Origin of the sequence: Gulosibacter sediminis (assembly GCF_030011715.1) — a bacterium.
GTDB lineage: Bacteria > Actinomycetota > Actinomycetes > Actinomycetales > Microbacteriaceae > Gulosibacter > Gulosibacter sediminis.
The window spans coordinates 1-17399 of the sequence record NZ_JASCYH010000045.1 but is presented as its reverse complement, the minus strand read 5'-3'; the positions used below and the strand labels follow the sequence as shown (position 1 = coordinate 17399).

The window sequence follows — 17399 nt, the reverse complement described above, 5'->3', positions numbered from 1 at the left end:
GTCATCGTGATGATGCCTTTCGAGTGGGATGTGAGAGTTTCCTCGAAGGATCACACGGTGGCCGCGCTTTACGTCGTGAACGACGAGCTGGCCACCGTGGGCTACACCACTCTAGGGGGCACTACTCACCTTTTGGCGGCGGGTTCGGACCGGAGTTGCGATAGGCGAAGAAACCACACGTCTGAAGTTGCCCTCTGCGGAGCCTCTTGTTTCACGTGAAACCGGTGATGGGTGTTCCCTGGGTCTGGCAACGAGAGCGCGCTAGACGGTCTCGACAGGATCGTCGACCGATCGGACGACCTTGGACTGCGGAATAGCTTGCTGAGGGGATGTCAGCTCTCGAACGGGACGAGAAGCTCTGCACTACCGCTGCGTGCTGGAGGAGAGTTTCTGCGGACGCGACCGATCCGCCTCAAGGTTGGGCGGTGCCGGTGTTGGCCACTTGCTTGGCATGGCTCCCATGAGAAGTCGGGGGTTCAGGGTCGGAAGCCGCAAGCTCGTGTTTCACGTGAAACGTGATTTCCACCGCCGGTGCAATCCGGACCGCGTTCGCAGTGATGACGCACGGCCCTAGATACTTCGGATCGGCGACCACTGACTGACGAGTGGCACGCTCCTTTGAGAAGCCCTTCCTCGCCTCTCGCCACCCATGCACTCGTGCGTGCTGCGACGGAGATCGTTGAGGTGGACGAGGCCATGCGGTTCGCGCTCGCGCCGAGGCGAGGGCGGCCAATGAATTGCTAGCCGCGAGCCGGGCGGGGACTCGCAAGTGTCACGTGAAACCGGACACGCGCGTTCCTAGCAACCGAACTCCCCGATGCGGAATGGGCCGTTCGCACTGCAGCCACGGTCGCACAGACTTCCGCCCGCAGACCACGTCTCTCTCTCTCTCTCTCTCTCTCTCTCCGGCTACTCATCCTGGTGAAACCTGCTGGCAAGGATGTGTGCCCCCGCTTTCGTCGTCTAGTGACGCGGTTGAGCGTGCCTGTACCGAGGAGTGTTGGCGCCGCCGTGAGTGGTTGTCACTGGGCTTGATGATGGAAGCATCGCTGTCATGTTTCACGTGAAACAAGAGGGCAGCGTTCGCTGGTGCGCAGCTTGCAGTTGGGGGCGTCCGTGAAGGCGTGGTCGTAGCCACAACGGGGAACCTGAGCAAAACCAGGAGCAGACCAGGAACAAGCTCAGGAGCAGGGGTGAATGGGAAACTCGCCGAGGACGCATGGTTCCGATGCCGATCCAGTAACGCATCAAGACGAGTCGTTTCACGTTAAGCGACATCGATACTGGCTATTCATACCGAGACCAATGCCAGACCGGAACCCGATTCTGCGCGGTGACCAGGGAAAAGCGCTGATGAGCGAATGAAAACACCAGGCCAAGCGGTGATTACCGCCCTCCCCGCGACGGCGTCGCCGCTCTACGTTTCACGTGAAACAATTGGGGTTCTACGAAAGGACTCCCCATGAGCGACGCGGCGGCAATTCCCGAGCCCGTGACCCAGGTACGGCTTGGTGACGAAACGGTCGAGGTTGAACCCCGCCCTGACGTCGCGGCGGAGATCTTCGGCGACCGGGTGCACCTCGCCCAGGCCTACGCCAACGCGCTCGCCGATGACGGCGAGACGCTCGGACTCCTCGGCCCCCTCGAGTACCCGCGCCTGTGGACCCGCCACATCGTGAACTCCGCCCTCATCGCCCCACTCCTCGCTGGCAGCGTCGGCGACGTCGGGTCGGGAGCCGGCCTTCCGGGCATCCCGTTGGCGATTGCACGTCCCGACGTGAAGTTCACCCTGATCGAGCCGATGGAGCGTCGGCACACGTGGCTGCTTGAGCAGGTCGAGGCTCTGGGCCTCGACAACGTCACTCCGTTGCGCGCTCGCGCTGAGGAGGTCGCCGACACGCACTCCTTCGACCAGGTCACCGCGCGGGCCGTCGCGGCGCTGAGCAAGCTCATCCCCATCACCGCACCCCTCGTCCGCTACGAGGGCGAGCTCGTACTGCTCAAGGGCCGCTCGGCCGAAGCGGAGATCCAGAAGGCGGCGAAGCAGATCCGCCGTTTCCAGCTCGAGGACATTCGCGTGGAAGAGGTCGGTACCGAACTCGACACTGAGCCAACGCGCGTTGTGCGCGCCACGATCGCGTAACCGAGTAGTTCTAGTTCTCCACAGGCACGAGTTCTTCACAACTCCGAGAGCGCTCCCCGCCGATGCAGCTTCGGTGGGCGACAATAGAGCGTGCGAGAGACCGCGAAGTCCGGTCAATTCAAGGCGAAGGGACCACACCTCTATGAGCGACGCGTTCGAGTCACCGATTGCGCGGCAGATTGCTGTGCTCACCGCGAAGAAGCGAGCACTCAAGACGGTCAAGACCCCTCGACCGGCAACAACCCGCATCTTCACGGTCTCGAACCAGAAGGGCGGCGTTGGCAAGACGACGACCACCGTGAACATCGCCGCCGCCCTCGCGCAGGCCGGGCTCAAGGTACTGGTGATCGACATTGACCCACAGGGCAACGCATCGACGGCGCTCAATGTAGATCGCCAGGGTGACGTAGCGGGCACGTACGAAGTGCTCATTGACTCCGTTCCGCTCGCTGAGGTGGTGCAGGCATCGCCCGATATCGCAGGACTGGAGTGCTGCCCCGCGACGTTGAATCTCGCGGGAGCCGAGATCGAACTCGTCGACGTAGACCAGCGCGAAACGCGGCTCCGTGAGGCCCTCACGACGTACCTCGGCGAGCGTGAAGCCGCATCCGACCCCCTCGACTATGTGTTCATCGACTGCCCGCCCTCGCTCGGCCTGCTCACCATGAACGCGTTCGCGGCGGCGAAGGAAGTTCTCATTCCGATCCAGGGTGAGTACTACGCCCTCGAGGGCCTCAGCCAGTTGCTCAACTCGATCAACCGCCTGCGTGAGTACCTCAACCCGAACCTGCAGGTCAGCGCGATCCTCATGACCATGTTTGACCGCCGCACGAACCTTTCCCGCGAGGTTGCTGACGAGGTGCGACAGCACTTCCCCGAGCAGACTCTCTCGACGGTCATCCCACGCTCGGTGCGCATCTCAGAGGCCCCCAGCTACAGCCAAACCATCATCACCTACGACCCCGAAGGCACCGGCGCGGTCGCGTACCGCGAAGCAGCCAACGAGCTCGCGAACCAAGGAGCACACCGCTAATGGCATCCAAGAAGCGCACCGGTCTTGGCCGCGGTCTGAGCGCACTCATCCCGAGCGGCTCGGGTACCGAAGATCGAGACATCGACGTCTTCTTCGACGGCTCGGCACCCTCGGGACGCCGTCGGGCCACGGCAACGGCCACGCTCGAGGCGGAACCCGAGGCCACCGCCGAGGCGCCCGCGAAGGTACCCGCCAAGGCGCCGGCAAGAACTCCCGCGAAAACCGCCTCGAAGGCCCCGAACAAGGCCAAGACCACTTCAACTACATCGAAGTCGACCGCTGCAGCGAAGAGCACATCGAAGACGACCGATGCAGTGAAGAACGCATCGAAGAACATCGATGTAGAGCCCGAGGTTGCAGCCGAGGACACGGCGGTCGATGAGCAACGCGCGGCGAGCCAGATCCCCGACGCCGCCGACACTGCCACGGCCGATGTCGACACGGCCGACGAGACCGCGGGCAGGGCATCCACCGCCGACTCGGACGACGACAACGACTCGAGCGAGTCCGAGCTCATTCCGGTGCCTGGCGCGACCCTGCGCACGCTCGACCCGGCGCGCATCGTGCCGAACCTGCGCCAGCCGCGCCACGAATTCGACCAGGATGCGCTCGACGAGCTGATCATCTCGGTGCGCGAGTTTGGCGTGCTCCAGCCCATCGTCGTGCGTCCGCTGCCCGAGGGCGACCCGCGGGCGGCCGACGGCGACTACGAGCTCATCATGGGTGAGCGCCGTCTGCGCGCCACCAAGGCCTCAGGCCGCACCGAGGTGCCGGCGATCGTCCGCGACACCGACGACGAGGACATGCTGCGCGACGCGCTGCTCGAGAACCTTCACCGCGCTGAGCTCAACCCGCTCGAAGAGGCGTCGGCCTACCGCCAACTGCTCGATGATTTCGGTTGCACGCAGGACGAGCTCGCCGAGCGCATCGGCCGCTCACGCCCGCGCATCTCAAACACGCTGCGCCTGCTCAACCTGCCGGTCGACGTGCAGCGCCGCGTCGCCGCCGGAGTGCTGAGCGCCGGCCACGCCCGCGCAGTGCTGTCGGTGGGGGAGCCTGCCGCCATGACGCAGCTCGCCGACCGCATCGTCAACGAGCAGCTCTCGGTGCGCGAGTCCGAGACCGCCGCGGCGACACTCGCGACGCGCGCCGGGCGCGGCAACCGGGCCAGCACCAAGCAGGATGCGCCGGGCAGCGACTCGCTCAGCGCCCACCTCGACGAGGTGAGCGAGCGCCTCGGCGACCGCTTCAACACCCGGGTCAAGGTTGTGCTGCGCAAAACCAAGGGCACGATCACCATCGACTTTGCGTCGATGGCCGACCTCAACCGCATCCTCGAAGACCTCGACGGGGCCGACGAGAGCTAGCAACCCAGTAGGCGAGACCGAGCCGACGAGACCTACGCCTCGGCGCCCCCGGTTTCGTCGACGTCGGCCTCAGCCACAACAGCCTCGTTCGACGTCCGAGCCCCGCGCCGGGCCGCATGCTCGGCGAGCTTCGCGTAGACCTCGGGGGCGGCCAGCTCGGCCGCCTCGAGCGCGAGGGGCACGAGCGAGGTCTCGGTCATGCCAGGAATCGGGTCGGCCTCAAGGAACCAGGGCGTGCCCTGCTCGTCGACGATGAAGTCGACGCGCGCGAGGTCGGCGAGCCCGATCGTCTCGTAGGCCAGGAGCGCCTGCTCGGCCACCCGCTGGGCGACCTCGTCGGTGAGTCGGGCCGGAGCAAAATACGTCGTCTCACCGGCGTTGTAGCGGGCCGCGTAGTCGTACACACCGCTGGCGGGCACCACCTCCACGGCGGGCACAGTGAAGGGGCCGTCGCCGTAGTCGAGCACACCCACGGTCACCTCGGTGCCGCGCACGCGCTTCTCAATGAGCACCGAGTCGCCATAGGTGAAGGCGGTCACGAGCGCGCGACCGAACTCCGAGATGTTCTCGACAAACGAGACGCCCTGCGCCGATCCGCCCTCGGTCGGCTTCACGACGGCCGGGAAGTCGACGCCGCGCGCGATCGCCTGAATGACGCTCGTCGCCCCGAGCTCGCGGAACGTCTCGTTCGGCAGCACGATCGACTGCGGCGTCGAGAGCCCGGCCCGCTTCGCGAGCGCCTTCGCGGTCGCCTTGTTCCACGCGAGCTTCGCCGCGGTCGGGCGCGAGCCGACGTACGGCAGCCCAGTCGCGCGCAGCAGCGAGTACAGCGCGCCGTTCTCGCCCGAGGTGCCGTGCAGCAGCGGCCACACGACGTCCACGTCGTCGCGGTGCTCGAGCAGCCACGGCAGCAGCTGCTGGTCGGGCTCGCGCACCGTGACCCGCGCACCGGCGCGAGTCAGCGCATCCGCCACCCGCCGCCCCGAGCGCAGCGAAACGTCGCGCTCGTGCGAAATGCCGCCCGAGAGGATCACAACGTGTTGTCCCTTGATGGTCATCCGGATGCTCCTTGCCGGTTCGGAGGTCAGGGGGTGCTACTGCAGGTCAGGCGGGGCCGACGAGAATCGCTGGTCGATCTCGCCCGCGCCGGTGACGTCGCCGAAGGTCTCGAGCAACTCGAGCTCGTTGTTGATGACGTTCGCGAGGCGCCGCACGCCGAGGCGAATGCGGTCGGGCTCGGGCAGGCAGAACGAGAGGCGCATCTTGTCATGGCCGCGGCCGTCAGCGTAGAAGCCGGTGCCGGGCGTGTAGGCGACGAGCTCGGTCGTCGCGCGCGGCAGCATCTGCTTCGAGTCGAGCCCCGGGGGCAGCTGCACCCAGGTGAAGAAGCCGCCCGAGGGCACCGTCCAGCTCAGCTGCGGCAGGTACTCCTCGAGCGCCTGCAGCATCGCGTCGCGCCGCTCGCGGTAGATTCCCCGGTACGTGTCGATCTGCCCGCGCCAGTCGGCGGTGTCGAGGTACTCGGCGACCAGCCACTGGTTGAACGTCGAGGGCGAGAGGATCGATGACTCGACGGCGAGGATGAGCTTCTCGCGCACGCCGTGCGGCGCGAGCACGAAGCCGACGCGCACGCCGGGCGAGAGGATCTTTGAGAACGAGCCCATGTAGAGCACGTGCTCGGCGTCGAGCGAGCGCAGCGCGTTCGGTGCGGGCTCCTCGAAGTAGAGCAGGCCGTACGGGTTGTCCTCGAGAATGAGTACATCCTCTCGGATGCACAGGTCGAGAATCTCGCGGCGTCGCGACATCGGCATGGTTACGCCGGTCGGGTTGTTGTAGTTCGGCACCGTGTAGAGGAACTTGACCTGCTTGCCCTCGGCGCGGGCCTTATGGATCGCCTCGGTGAGCGCGGCGGGGTCGAGCCCATCCGCATCCATCTCGACGTGACGCACATCGGCCTCGTACGACTTGAACGTGCCGAGCGCGCCGACGTAGGTCGGCGACTCGACGAGAATCACGTCGCCCGGATCAATGAACAGCTTCGTGATGAGGTCGATCGCGTGCTGCGAGCCGGTGGTGGTGACGACGTCGTCGGCGCTCGCGTCGGTGATGCCCTCGATCGCCATGAGGTCGAGGATGCGCTCGCGCAGCTGGGGGATACCCTGGCCGCCGCCGTACTGCAGCGCCTCGGCGCCGTGCTCCCGCAGCATCCGGTCGAAGGCCGAGCGGATCAGGTCTTCAGGCAGGCCTGCCACGTACGGCGAGCCACCGGCGAGCGAAACCACCTCGGGGCGCGACGCCACGGCGAACAGGGCGCGCACTTCGCTCACGGTGAGCCCGGCCGTGCGGCGGGCATAGTTCGAGTACCAGGGGTCGAGATTTCGGCCGCTCGAGGCTGTGGGCTGCTGTTCTGACACGTCGATCCTTCTGCAATAGGTCGAAATGCCATCCTACGCCCGAGCGAACTTTGCCCCCACGCAGCTGGGCCGCGTGGGGGCAAAGGAAACCATCGGGCCTCGAGTTAGTCGAGCAGGCCCTCAAACTTCTTCTCGAGGGCGCCGCGCGGCTGCGCGCCGAGCGTCTCGGCCTTGATCTCTCCGCCCTGGAACACCTTGATCGCAGGGATCGAGGTGACCTGGTATTTCATGGCGAGGTCCATCTCGGCGTCGATGTCGACCTTGACGAGCTTGACGTTCGGGTGCGCTTCGACGAGCTGGTCGAGCACCGGCGCGACCTGGCGGCACGGGCCGCACCAGGCGGCCCAGAAGTCGACGATGACGGTCTGCTCGGACTCGAGCACCTCGGCGTCGAACGTGGCGGTAGTGACATCAGTAGCCATGACAGCTCCTTCGAATTGTGGGGGGTTCTAGTTGGTGGCTTCGGCGGGCTCGGCCTCAACTCGGGCAAGCAGCTCGGCGGGCAGGCCGGCGATGTATGCCTCGGCGTCGAGCGCCGCCGTGCACCCGGAGCCAGCGGCGGTGATCGCCTGGCGGTAGTGATCGTCGATGACGTCACCCGCCGCGAAGACGCCGGGCACCGAGGTGCGCGAGCTGCGGCCATCCACGGCGATCACGCCCTTGTCGGTGAGCTCGAGTTTGCCCTTGACGAGGTCGGTGCGCGGGTCGTTACCGATCGCGACGAACACGCCCGTGACGTCGAACAGCGACTCTTCGCCGGTTTGCGTGTCGCGCAGCTTGAGGCCCGACACGGTCTGCTCGCCGACGAACTCCTCGACGGTCTTGAACGGCAGCCAATCGATCTTCTCGTTCTGGCGCGCGCGCTCGAGCATGATGTTCGACGCACGGAAGTTGTCGGAGCGGTGGATGATCGTGACGCGGTCGGCGAAGCGGGTGAGGAACGTCGCCTCTTCCATCGCCGAGTCGCCGCCGCCGATGACGGCAATGTGCTGCTCCTTGAAGAACGCACCGTCGCAGGTGGCGCACCACGAGATGCCGCGGCCGGCGAGGCGGTCTTCGCTCTCGAGGCCCAGGCGGCGGTACGCCGAGCCGGTCGAGAAGATGACCGTGAGTGCCTCGAAGTCGCCTGAGTAGGCGGTCTTGATGTGCTTGATGTCGCCGTCGAGGTCGACCTCGGTGACGTCGTCGTAGACGAGCTCGGTGCCGAAGCGTTCGGCCTGCTGCTGCAGCTTCGTCATGAGGTCGGGGCCCATGATGCCCTCGGGGAACCCGGGGAAGTTCTCGACGTCGGTCGTGTTCATCAGCTCGCCGCCGACCTCGACGGCCGAGGTGAACATGATGGGCTTGAGACCGGCGCGGGCGACATAGATCGCCGCGGTGTACCCGGCGGGGCCGGATCCGATAATGGCAACGTTTCGCGTGCTCATAGGTGCTCCTGGTTGGTGAGAAATCTTCGGCTTCGCGCCTGTAGCCGACAACGCCTGGCGGCCGCAACGTATTCCATTGTGCCGCGCGGCGCCACGAGGCGGGCTGAGACGTTAGATGAGCGGTTCGTCGTCGCGTTCGACGCGGCGTTCGTACTCTTCGCGGCGCATCTTCGCCTCGTACTGGCGCAGCTCGCGGCGCGAGGGCAGCGAGCGAGTCGAGTTCTGCATCGACGACTGCACGAGCTCGAGTTCGGGGGCGGCCTGCGAGGTCGAGGCGACCGAGCCGCTGAGGTCGGTCTGCACCTCGTCGACGAGGGTGCCGAACTCCTGCGCGAAGCGGTCGGCGCCCGCGGCGCGGCGCGCGTGGCGGTGGAGCTCGTTTGAGTGGCGGCCGCGCACGCCGTCGAGGCGGCGGATGAGCGGGCCAGCGAAGGTTTCGAGTTCGGGCAGGCGCAGCAGCAGTGCGAGGCCAAAGTAGATCGCCGCCATCGCGAAGCCTGCGACGGCGCAGGTGATGAGGGCCGGCATGAGTCCGTCGCGGGCGAAGCCACCGACCGTGTAGCCGCCCATGAGCCACACGAGCAGCAGGCCGACGACGGCCGCGGGCACGGCGAGGCCGACGAACTTGCCAACCGACGTCGCGATATTGCGGCCGTCGATCGAGCCGAGGCGCCGGCGCAAGGCGAGCGACTGAATCACGAAGCGGATGCAGGTGATGAACGACTGCACGAGCACGAGCGAGACCACGATGTGCTCGATCGGCACGAGCCAGGCGACGAGGCCGATGAGCACGAGCTGCAGCGGTGAGGTGTAGGCGTAGAGCAGGAACACGCTCTTCGTGTCTTCGAACGCGTAGAACACGCGCTGCACGTAATAGAGGAGCGAGTAGGCGAGCAGGCCGAGCAGCGCTGCCGACAGCACGAGGGCGAGCGCCTCGAGCCCCTCCTCGCTCGAGTCGAAGATGCGCGCGAATGCGGGCGAGATGATGATGAGCGCGACGGCGCAGAACACCATGAACAGTGCGATCGAGCGGGCGCCGCGCGAGAAGTCGTCGACGACCGAGTCGGTGTCTTTCGCCGCCGCCTTGTGACTCAGCGACGTGAACATCGTCGTCGTGAGCGACACCGTGATGATCGAGTGGGGCAGCATGAAGATCATCCACGCGTTTTGCAGCGCGGCGAGCGAGGCGGCGGTGCCGAACGCGACGTTCGCGCCGAGGGTCTCGATCCAGCCCGTGAGCTGCACGATGATGAGCACGCCAAACGACCAGCCGGCGAGCTTGCCCGCGCGGCCGAGGCCGGTGCCGCGGAAGTGGAAGTCGGGGCGGTAGGCAAAGCCCGCCTTCTTCAGGAACAGGAAGAGCACGAGGGCCTGCACGACGACGCCGAGGGTCGTGCCGCCGCCGAGCATCGCGATCATGTCGGGGGTCCAGTCGGAAATCTCGCGCGCGCCGGTCGCATCCGCCCCGAACACGACGCTGAACAGTGCAAGCACGCCGATCGCAATGACGTTGTTCAGCGCCGGCGCCCACGCGAACGGGGCGAACATGCTGCGGGCGTTGAGGATCTCGGAGAGCACGGCGTAGAGGCCGTAGAAAAAGACCTGCGGGATGCACCAGTACGCGAACGCGATGACGAGGCCGAGCTGTTCGGGGCTCAGCGTGATGCCGTAGATCCACGCGAGCACGGGCGCGCCGATCGTGAGAATCAGCGTGAGCCCGGCGAGGCCCGTGATCGCGAGCGTGAGCAGGCGGTTCACGTAGACCCGGCCGCCGTCTTCGCGTTTCGTCGCGCGGATGATCTGCGGCACGAGCACGGCGTTGAGCAGGCCGCCCGAGATGAGCGCGTAGACGTTCGATGGCAGCGAGTTCGCGTTCGCGAAGGCGTCGGCCGAGGCCGAGCCGACCAGACCGATCGTGCCCGCGAGCACGATCGCCTTGATGAAGCCGAGCACGCGCGACACGAGGGTGCCGGAGGCGAGGATCAGGCTGGTACGGCCGAGAGACGTTGCCATGCTGGTGTGGTGCTACCTAGGAGGTCGGGGACGGGTCGTGCTCAGCAACGCTACCGGAGGCCTCGCGGCGGCGACGGCGCAGCATGCGCCAACTGCCGAAGCCGATGAGCAGCACGACGACGATGCCGACGAGCCAAATCGCGACCGTTTCCATGTCGGCGTTGACGTTGACGACGTACTTGCCGGTGCTCGGCAGCTGCACTGAATCGCCAGCCCAGAGCGTCACGGCGATGCCGCTCGTGCCGTTCGCGATGGCCTCGACGGGAATCTGCGCGCGCGAGACCGAGTTCGGCTCGACCGTGACCGAGGTGACGTCGCCGACACGCAGGTGGCCGGTGGTGGCGCGGGCGCGCACCTCGACCGTGACGGTGCGGTCGGTCGAGTTCGACACGAACACCGGCACCGACGACTCGTGGCCGATGAGCTGCACCTCGCTGCCGGCCTCGACCGTGACACCGTTGTAGGCGCCGGTCGCGTAGGCGGTGTAGCTCGTGACGGTTTCAGGGAAGTCGCCGGCCTCGAAGTGCTGGTTGCTCAGCGCGTTAACGAGGTTGACGCGCAACTCTTCGCGCACATCCTCGGGGTCCTCGTAGAGGTCGACGAGGGTGAGGCCTGTCTCCTCCTGCTGCCGCAGTTGCTCGAAGCGCTGCACGGTCTCGTCGCTGAACTCGCCCGGCGTGGTCTTCACCGCCGGCAGCGAGGCGACGTCGGCGCTCGCGGCGGGCGGGGCGGCCACCCTCGCGACGCCGGCGCCGTCGAGCGCGTCGACCACGGCGGCATAGGCGGTGCCGTTCGTCGCGACGCGGGGCATCTCGACGGTAACTTGCGTGCCGTCCGTGCCCGCGACGAGCGAAAGGGATGCGGTGAGCTCGGCGATCGCGGCGTCGCGCGCCGGGTCGGTCTCGGCCTCGACCGCCGTGGCGAGCAGGTCGCTCAGCGCACTGCTGATCACGAGCGCCTCGGTATCGCCGATGCGCTGCTGGGTACCCGAGGCGGTCGACCAACCGCTGCCATGCGTGAGCTGGTCGGACTCGACGAGTACCGTCCCGCCGTCGGCGAGCGCGGCAGGGTTAGCCGCCGTCGAGGCGTACGGCCAGACGAGGTCGGCGCGCGTCGCCGAGACCTGCTGCAGCGCCTCGGCATCGGGCGGCGCGGTCGGGTCGTCCTCGGCGGTCGGGGTCGGTGTCGGCGAGTCGGATGCACCGGGCGTCGGCGTCGAGGTCGCGGTCGCGGCCGGCGGCGTGAGCGAGCCGTCGAACTCGTGGTCGTCGGTCGCGAACGCGAAGCTCTCGATCTGCAGCGGCTCGTCGAGGCCCGCCTGCGCCTGCAGCGAGGTGTTGGCGTCGGCAAACTCGAGGGCGAAGCTCGGATTGTCGAGCGACTCGAGCCGCGCGAGCCACGAGGCGGCGCTCTCGGGCACGTCGACGCCGAGGGCGCGGATCGATGCGAGCACGCGCGGGTCGATCGCGAGGGTCGCCTCGGTGCCCTCGACGGCGTCGAGCAGCAGGGTGAGGTCGCCGTCGGCGGCGGTGAGTATCTCGAGGTCGCTCGACGAGATGAGCGCCGTCGTGCCGATCGCCGCGGTGACGGGCACGATCGTCGTGAGGTCGACGGGCTCGTCGTCGCGCTCGCCGGGCAGCAGCACGACGCTGCGCCCTTCGGTGGCGGCGCCGTCGCTGCGGTACTGCGCCGCGATGCCGTGCACCTGCGCCGCGAAGGTCTCGCCGCTCGACACCTCGATGTCGGCCGAGAACTGCAGGCTCACGCTGTCACCTGCGGCCATCGCGCCGACCGACTGCTGGGCGACCGTGACGTCCGACGCCGGGGCGTCGGGGGCGTAGCTGTCGCCGAGCCACGCATCGCGCTCGGTCGTTGTCGTGATGATTTCGTCGTCGAAGGCGATGTCGACTTCGCCCGCGGGTAGCTCATCGGCCGTGCCGTTCGAGACGACGACGGTGCCCGTGAGGGTGAGGATGCCGTCGTCGGCAATGTCGTCGGCCACCTGTTCCGTCGTGAGCGGCGTCGTCGACACGTAGGTGGTTACCTCGTCGGTGACCTGCTCGCCGAAGTCAGTCGTCGCGGTCGCGGCACTCGCGCTTTCGGCGGTCGCCACCAGCGGTGTGGTGACGAGCGCGATGGTCGCCAGGGTGCCCGAGCACAATCGCGCAAACGACCGGCTCGAGGCGCCTCGAGCCGCATCGAACATGCCGCAAGTGTACGAGCGCGACCCTGGCGGCATCGATTCGGCGTGCCGCTGTGGGGCACCTTCCTCGTAAACTGGACCGGTGCAGCACGTCCAGACCGCCCTCCAACGGCTCTCCGAACTTGCCGAGTCGCGCCCGGTCGCGACCCTCTCGGCGGCGTTCGCCGACGCCGGCGTCGAGCTTGCCCTCGTCGGCGGCCCGGTGCGCGACGCGTTCCTCGGGGTCGCCGTGCACGACCTCGACTTTGCGACGAACGCGCGGCCCGAGCGCATCCTCGAAATTGTGCGCCCCATCAGCGAGGCGCACTGGGACATCGGTCGCGAATTCGGCACGATCGGCGCGCGCATCCACGGCGAGCAGGTCGAGATCACGACGTATCGCGCCGACACCTACGACGGCACCTCGCGCAAGCCCGTCGTCGCGTTCGGCGACTCGCTTGAGGGCGATCTGCTGCGCCGCGACTTCACCGTGAACGCCCTCGCGCTCTCACTGCCCGCCCTCAAGCTCATCGACCCGACGGGAGGCCTCGACGACCTCATGGAGGGCGTTCTGCGCACCCCGATCGAGCCCGAGGTGTCGTTCGGTGACGATCCGTTACGGATGCTTCGGGCCGTGCGTTTCACCTCGCAGCTCGGCTTCTACCTCGACCTCCCCGCGCTCGAGGCGGTTGGCGAGCTGCGTCGGCGCATTCTCGACATCTCGGCCGAGCGCGTGCGCGACGAGCTCGTGAAGCTGCTGTCGACCGCATCCCCGCGCGCGGGCATCGAGCTGCTCGTCGAGAGCGGCCTCGCCGAGCTCGTGCTGCCTGAACTGCCGGCCCTGCAGCTCGAGCGCGACGACGCGCACCAGCACAAGGACGTCTTCGACCACTCGATCAAGGTGCTCGAGAACGCGATCGACCTCGAGCGGGCGGCGCACGAGAGCGACCCCGAGCTGCCCTCGCCCGACGTCGTGCTGCGCTTCGCGGCGCTGCTGCACGACATCGGCAAGCCGAAGACGCGCGAGTTCGCGCCCGGCGGCAAGGTGACGTTCCACGGCCATGACTGGGTCGGCGCGAAGCTGACGAAGAAGCGACTCGGCGCGCTGCGCTTCGACAACGACACGACCAAGCAGGTGGCCCGCCTCGTCGAGCTGCACATGCGGCTCTACAACTACGGCGACGCGGGCTGGACCGACTCGGCCGTGCGCCGCTTCGCGCGCGACGCGGGCCCGCTGCTCGATCGCCTGCTGCGGCTCATACGCGCCGACATCACGACGCGCAACAAGCGCAAGTCCGAACGCCTGCAGTTCGGCATCGACAGCCTTGAGGAGCGCCTCGACGAGCTGCGCGAGCAGGAGGCGATCGACGCGATCCGCCCCGACCTCGACGGCGAAGAGATCATGCGCATCCTTGACATCGGGCCGTCGCGCACCGTCGGCGAGGCGCGCAACTTCCTGCTCGAACTGCGCCTCGACGAGGGCCCGCTCGGTGCCGAGGAAGCCGAGCGGCGCCTACGCGCCTGGTGGAACGGGCGAGAGGCCGAGTAATGACGACGGCGAAGACGCACGTTCGCCGCGGCCTCGCCGTGCGCGAGGCCGTCACTGCATACGGACTGCTCACGCCCGCGCTGCTCGGCGTGCTCGCGTTCTTAATCGTGCCGATCATCATGCTCGTCGTGCTCTCGTTCGCCGACTGGAACGTGCTCTCGCCGATCGAGTTCGTCGGGTTCAAGAACTGGGAGTGGGCGCTGTCGAGCGGCGTCATGTGGCACAGCTTCGGCGTCACGGCCCTGTTCGTCGTGCTCGTCGTGCCGGTGCAGCTCGCGGCTGGACTGCTGCTCGCCGTGCTGCTGGTGCGCAACCTGCCCGGCTCGGCCGTGCTGCGCACGCTGCTCGTGCTGCCGTGGGTGAGCGCGCCCGTCGTGCTCGGCATCGTCTGGCGCTGGTTGCTGCAGTATGGCGGCGTGGCCGACGACCTCCTCGGCGGGAACCTCGGCCTGCTCACCGACGAGCGCTTCGCCCTGCCGACCGTCGCCTTCGTGCAGGCGTGGACGCAGATCGGCTACGTCTCACTCTTCTTCATGTCCGGCCTGAGCAACATCCCGAACGAGATCCTCGAGGCTGCGCGCATCGACGGCGCGAGCGAGTGGCGCATCTTCTGGCGCATCAAGTTTCCGCTGCTCACCCCGACGACGTTCTTCGTGCTCGTCACGGGCGTCATCGCCGCGTTCCAGACCTTCGACCTCGTCTACACGCTCTCGCCGAACGGCGGGCCGGGCGGCAGCACCGACCTCATCGCGGCGCGCATCTACCAGCAGGCCGTACCGCTCTCGAATGTGGGGCAGGCCTCGGTGCTCGCGCTCATTCTCTTCGCGCTGCTCGTGGTCGTGACGCTGATTCAGAACGCCTACTTCTCGCGAAAGACGAACTATGAGCGCTGAGGCGAAGCCGGTCGGGTCGAACCGCGGCGTGCGCGTACTCGGCGCCGTCGGCACCTACGTCGTGCTCATCGGCGCAGCGCTGCTCACGCTCACGCCGTTCCTGCTCGCGATCATGGCCGCGTTCATGGAGCCGCGCCAGCTCGCCTCGCAGGGCGTGAGTCTGCCGATGCCGCCGACGCTCGAGAACTTCACGGCGCTCGGCGAGCGGCGCGTCGACTTCGGCGAGGCCGCGCTCGTGACCGTCGGCGTCGTGCTGCTCGTCACCGCGGGGCAACTGCTGTTCTCGGTGATGGCCGCGTTTGCGTTCGCGCGCCTGCGCTTCCCCGGCCGCAACCTGCTGTTCTGGGTGTTCCTCGCAACACTCATGGTGCCGCAGGTCGTCACCGTGATTCCCCTCTACTTCATGATGAGCGAGGCCGGCCTCGGCGGCGAGTTCCTCGGCCTCGTGCTGCCGTTCATGTTCGGCTCGCCGTACGCGGTGTTCCTGTTACGCGAGCAGTTCCGGCAGATCCCGCAGGAGCTCATCGACGCGATGCGGATGGACGGCGCGGGCACCTGGAGCATCCTCTTTGGTCTCGTCGTGCCGTTGTCGCGCTCGACGATCGTGACGCTGCTGCTCATCACCGTTGTGTCGCATTGGAACAACTTCATGTGGCCGCTGATGATCGGCCAGAACCGCATCCATGTGCTCACGACCGCGACGGCGTCGCTGCAGGAGCAGTACTCGAACAACATCACGCTCGTGATGGCGGCGTCGGTGCTCGCGATGCTGCCGCTCATCGTGCTGTTCGTCATCTTTCAGAAGCAGATCGTGCGGTCGATCCGCATCTCCAGCTTCCGTTAGCGCCGCGCGGCTCGTCGCGCAGCAGGCCCGGGCGGCGGCGTCACGCTTCGTCACCAGTTACGTGAGAACGCACACAACCCGCGGTCGCGCGCGGATTTTTGCAAGAATGGGCAAGAAGTATGCGCCGTAATGGATCGGCGCGGCTCGATTTTGGGAGACGAGAATCATGACCTATCGCCGGATTCTGGCCGGTGCGGCCGCCGTGCTCACGGGAGTGGCGCTGGCTGGCTGCAGCTCGGCCGACGCGGGGAGTGACGGCGACGTCACGCTCACGCTGCGCCTGTGGGACGAAAACGTTGCGACCTCCTATGAGGGCTCGATCGAAGCGTTCGAGGCCGCCAACCCGGGCATCAAGGTTGAACTCAACGTGGTGCCGTGGGACAACTACTTCAACACCCTGCGCAACGAGGTCGGCAGCGGGGCTGGCGACGACCTGTTCTGGATCAACGGCGCGAGCGTCGGCGACTACATCGACAACGGCAACCTCGTGAACATCACCGAGACCCTCGGTGCAGACGCGATCTCGGGCTGGGAAGAGTCGGTCGTCGAGCAGTACTCGACCGACGGCCAGCTCTGGGGCGTGCCCCAGCTCACCGACGGCGGCTCGGCGTTCTACGTGAACGAAGACCTCCTCGATGAGGCCGGTGTCACGGCGCAGGAGCTCTCCGACGCGACCTGGAGCCCGAACGCCGCCGACGACACCCTGCTGCCGCTGCTGCAGAAGCTGACCATCGACAAGAACGGCAACAACGCCGCCTCGGCCGACTTCGACCCCGACAACGTGGCCACCTATGGCCTCAATGCCGCGGCCGAGCTCCAGAACATCCAGCTCAACTTCATCTACTCGAACGGCGGCACGTACCAGGACGACGAGGGCAACCTCACGTTCACGAACGAGAAGACCGTCGAGGCCTACCAGTACCTCGTTGACCTCATCAACGAGTACCACGTGGCCCCGCCCGCCGAAGCGACGAACGGTAACGGCGACTACACGCGTGACGAGTTCCTCCAGGGCAACATCGCCGTGTTCGAGTCGGGCACCTACAACCTGGCGAACGTGCAGAGCGGCGCCGAGTTTAACTGGTCGCTCACCGAGATCGCCGCTGGTCCCGACGGGAAGCGCACGACCTCCCCGGGCATCATCGTCGCGGGCAACGCGAACTCGGAACACCCCGAAGAGCAGCAGGCACTGCTCGAGTGGCTCGGCTCAGCCGAGGGCGCGGAGTACATCGGGGCCGAGGGTGCCGCGGTGCCCGCGGTGACCGATGCGCGCGCCGCCTACGACGAGTACTGGGCCGGCCAGGACGTCGACACGACGCCCTTCTTCAGCGTGCTCGAGGGCACCGAGCCCGGTCAGCCCGTGATCGGCGCGAACTTCAACGCGCAGGCCGAGGCCTTCACGCCCATCCTCAACGACGTCTTCACTGGCGCGACGCCGGTCGAGGAGGGCCTGCAGCAGGCCGAGGATGCCGCGAACGCGGTGTCGTAGCTCCACGCAATAACAACGGCGGGCGGGTGACCATTTCTGGTCACC

13 protein-coding genes are annotated in these 17399 nt (G+C 67.2%); 7 read left to right on the top strand and 6 right to left on the bottom strand.

Features of this window, described 5'->3' with window-relative positions:
- The first annotated feature begins 1462 nt into the window (after positions 1–1462).
- The 3 genes from rsmG to QM019_RS11375 all read left to right on the top strand — a co-directional run bounded on the left by rsmG (position 1463) and on the right by QM019_RS11375 (position 4543).
- Positions 1463–2143, top strand: a complete 681-nt coding sequence (gene rsmG, locus QM019_RS11385; RefSeq protein ID WP_282853083.1) for a 16S rRNA (guanine(527)-N(7))-methyltransferase RsmG — start codon at positions 1463–1465, stop codon at positions 2141–2143.
- Positions 2144–2285: 142 nt separating this feature from the next.
- Positions 2286–3176 carry a ParA family protein gene (locus QM019_RS11380; protein WP_193128479.1) on the top strand — a complete coding sequence of 297 codons (891 nt, stop codon included), beginning with the start codon at positions 2286–2288 and terminating at the stop codon, positions 3174–3176.
- Positions 3176–4543 (top strand): ParB/RepB/Spo0J family partition protein, encoded by a 1368-nt coding sequence (locus QM019_RS11375; protein WP_282853082.1) that lies wholly within the window; start codon positions 3176–3178, stop codon positions 4541–4543. The genes QM019_RS11380 and QM019_RS11375 overlap by 1 nt, the downstream gene beginning before the upstream one ends.
- A gap of 32 nt (positions 4544–4575) precedes the next feature.
- Here QM019_RS11375 and QM019_RS11370 read toward each other — a convergent pair whose 3' ends face one another.
- The 6 genes from QM019_RS11370 to QM019_RS11345 all read right to left on the bottom strand — a co-directional run bounded on the left by QM019_RS11370 (position 4576) and on the right by QM019_RS11345 (position 12603).
- Entirely contained in the window at positions 4576–5601 is a 1026-nt protein-coding gene (locus QM019_RS11370; protein WP_282853081.1) for a D-alanine--D-alanine ligase family protein, read from the bottom strand.
- A gap of 36 nt (positions 5602–5637) precedes the next feature.
- The gene (locus QM019_RS11365) at positions 5638–6957 is read right to left on the bottom strand and encodes an aminotransferase-like domain-containing protein (protein ID WP_282853080.1); all 1320 of its coding nucleotides are present in this window, start codon (positions 6955–6957) and stop codon (positions 5638–5640) included.
- A gap of 104 nt (positions 6958–7061) precedes the next feature.
- On the bottom strand, positions 7062–7379 hold the full coding sequence (gene trxA, locus QM019_RS11360) for a thioredoxin (RefSeq protein ID WP_125106550.1): 318 nt from the start codon (positions 7377–7379) through the stop codon (positions 7062–7064).
- Between the two features lie 27 nt (positions 7380–7406).
- Complete coding sequence (trxB, locus tag QM019_RS11355) at positions 7407–8384, bottom strand: thioredoxin-disulfide reductase (RefSeq protein ID WP_125106551.1); 978 nt, start codon at positions 8382–8384, stop codon at positions 7407–7409.
- A 111-nt stretch (positions 8385–8495) separates the two neighbouring features.
- Positions 8496–10397 (bottom strand): murein biosynthesis integral membrane protein MurJ, encoded by a 1902-nt coding sequence (gene murJ, locus QM019_RS11350; protein ID WP_193128483.1) that lies wholly within the window; start codon positions 10395–10397, stop codon positions 8496–8498.
- 16 nt (positions 10398–10413) lie between these two features.
- On the bottom strand, positions 10414–12603 hold the full coding sequence (locus tag QM019_RS11345; protein WP_282853079.1) for a DUF6049 family protein: 2190 nt from the start codon (positions 12601–12603) through the stop codon (positions 10414–10416).
- A 79-nt stretch (positions 12604–12682) separates the two neighbouring features.
- On the opposite strand from QM019_RS11345, the gene QM019_RS11340 reads away from it, so the two are divergent.
- The 4 genes from QM019_RS11340 to QM019_RS11325 all read left to right on the top strand — a co-directional run bounded on the left by QM019_RS11340 (position 12683) and on the right by QM019_RS11325 (position 17354).
- Complete coding sequence (locus QM019_RS11340) at positions 12683–14128, top strand: CCA tRNA nucleotidyltransferase (protein ID WP_282853078.1); 1446 nt, start codon at positions 12683–12685, stop codon at positions 14126–14128.
- Positions 14128–15021: a carbohydrate ABC transporter permease gene (locus tag QM019_RS11335; protein WP_125106554.1), complete on the top strand. Its 894-nt coding sequence runs from the start codon at positions 14128–14130 to the stop codon at positions 15019–15021. The genes QM019_RS11340 and QM019_RS11335 overlap by 1 nt, the downstream gene beginning before the upstream one ends.
- Positions 15011–15865: a carbohydrate ABC transporter permease gene (locus QM019_RS11330; protein WP_282825048.1), complete on the top strand. Its 855-nt coding sequence runs from the start codon at positions 15011–15013 to the stop codon at positions 15863–15865. The genes QM019_RS11335 and QM019_RS11330 overlap by 11 nt, the downstream gene beginning before the upstream one ends.
- Before the next feature lie 166 nt (positions 15866–16031).
- The gene (locus QM019_RS11325; protein WP_282853077.1) at positions 16032–17354 is read left to right on the top strand and encodes an ABC transporter substrate-binding protein; all 1323 of its coding nucleotides are present in this window, start codon (positions 16032–16034) and stop codon (positions 17352–17354) included.
- Positions 17355–17399 lie beyond the last annotated feature (45 nt).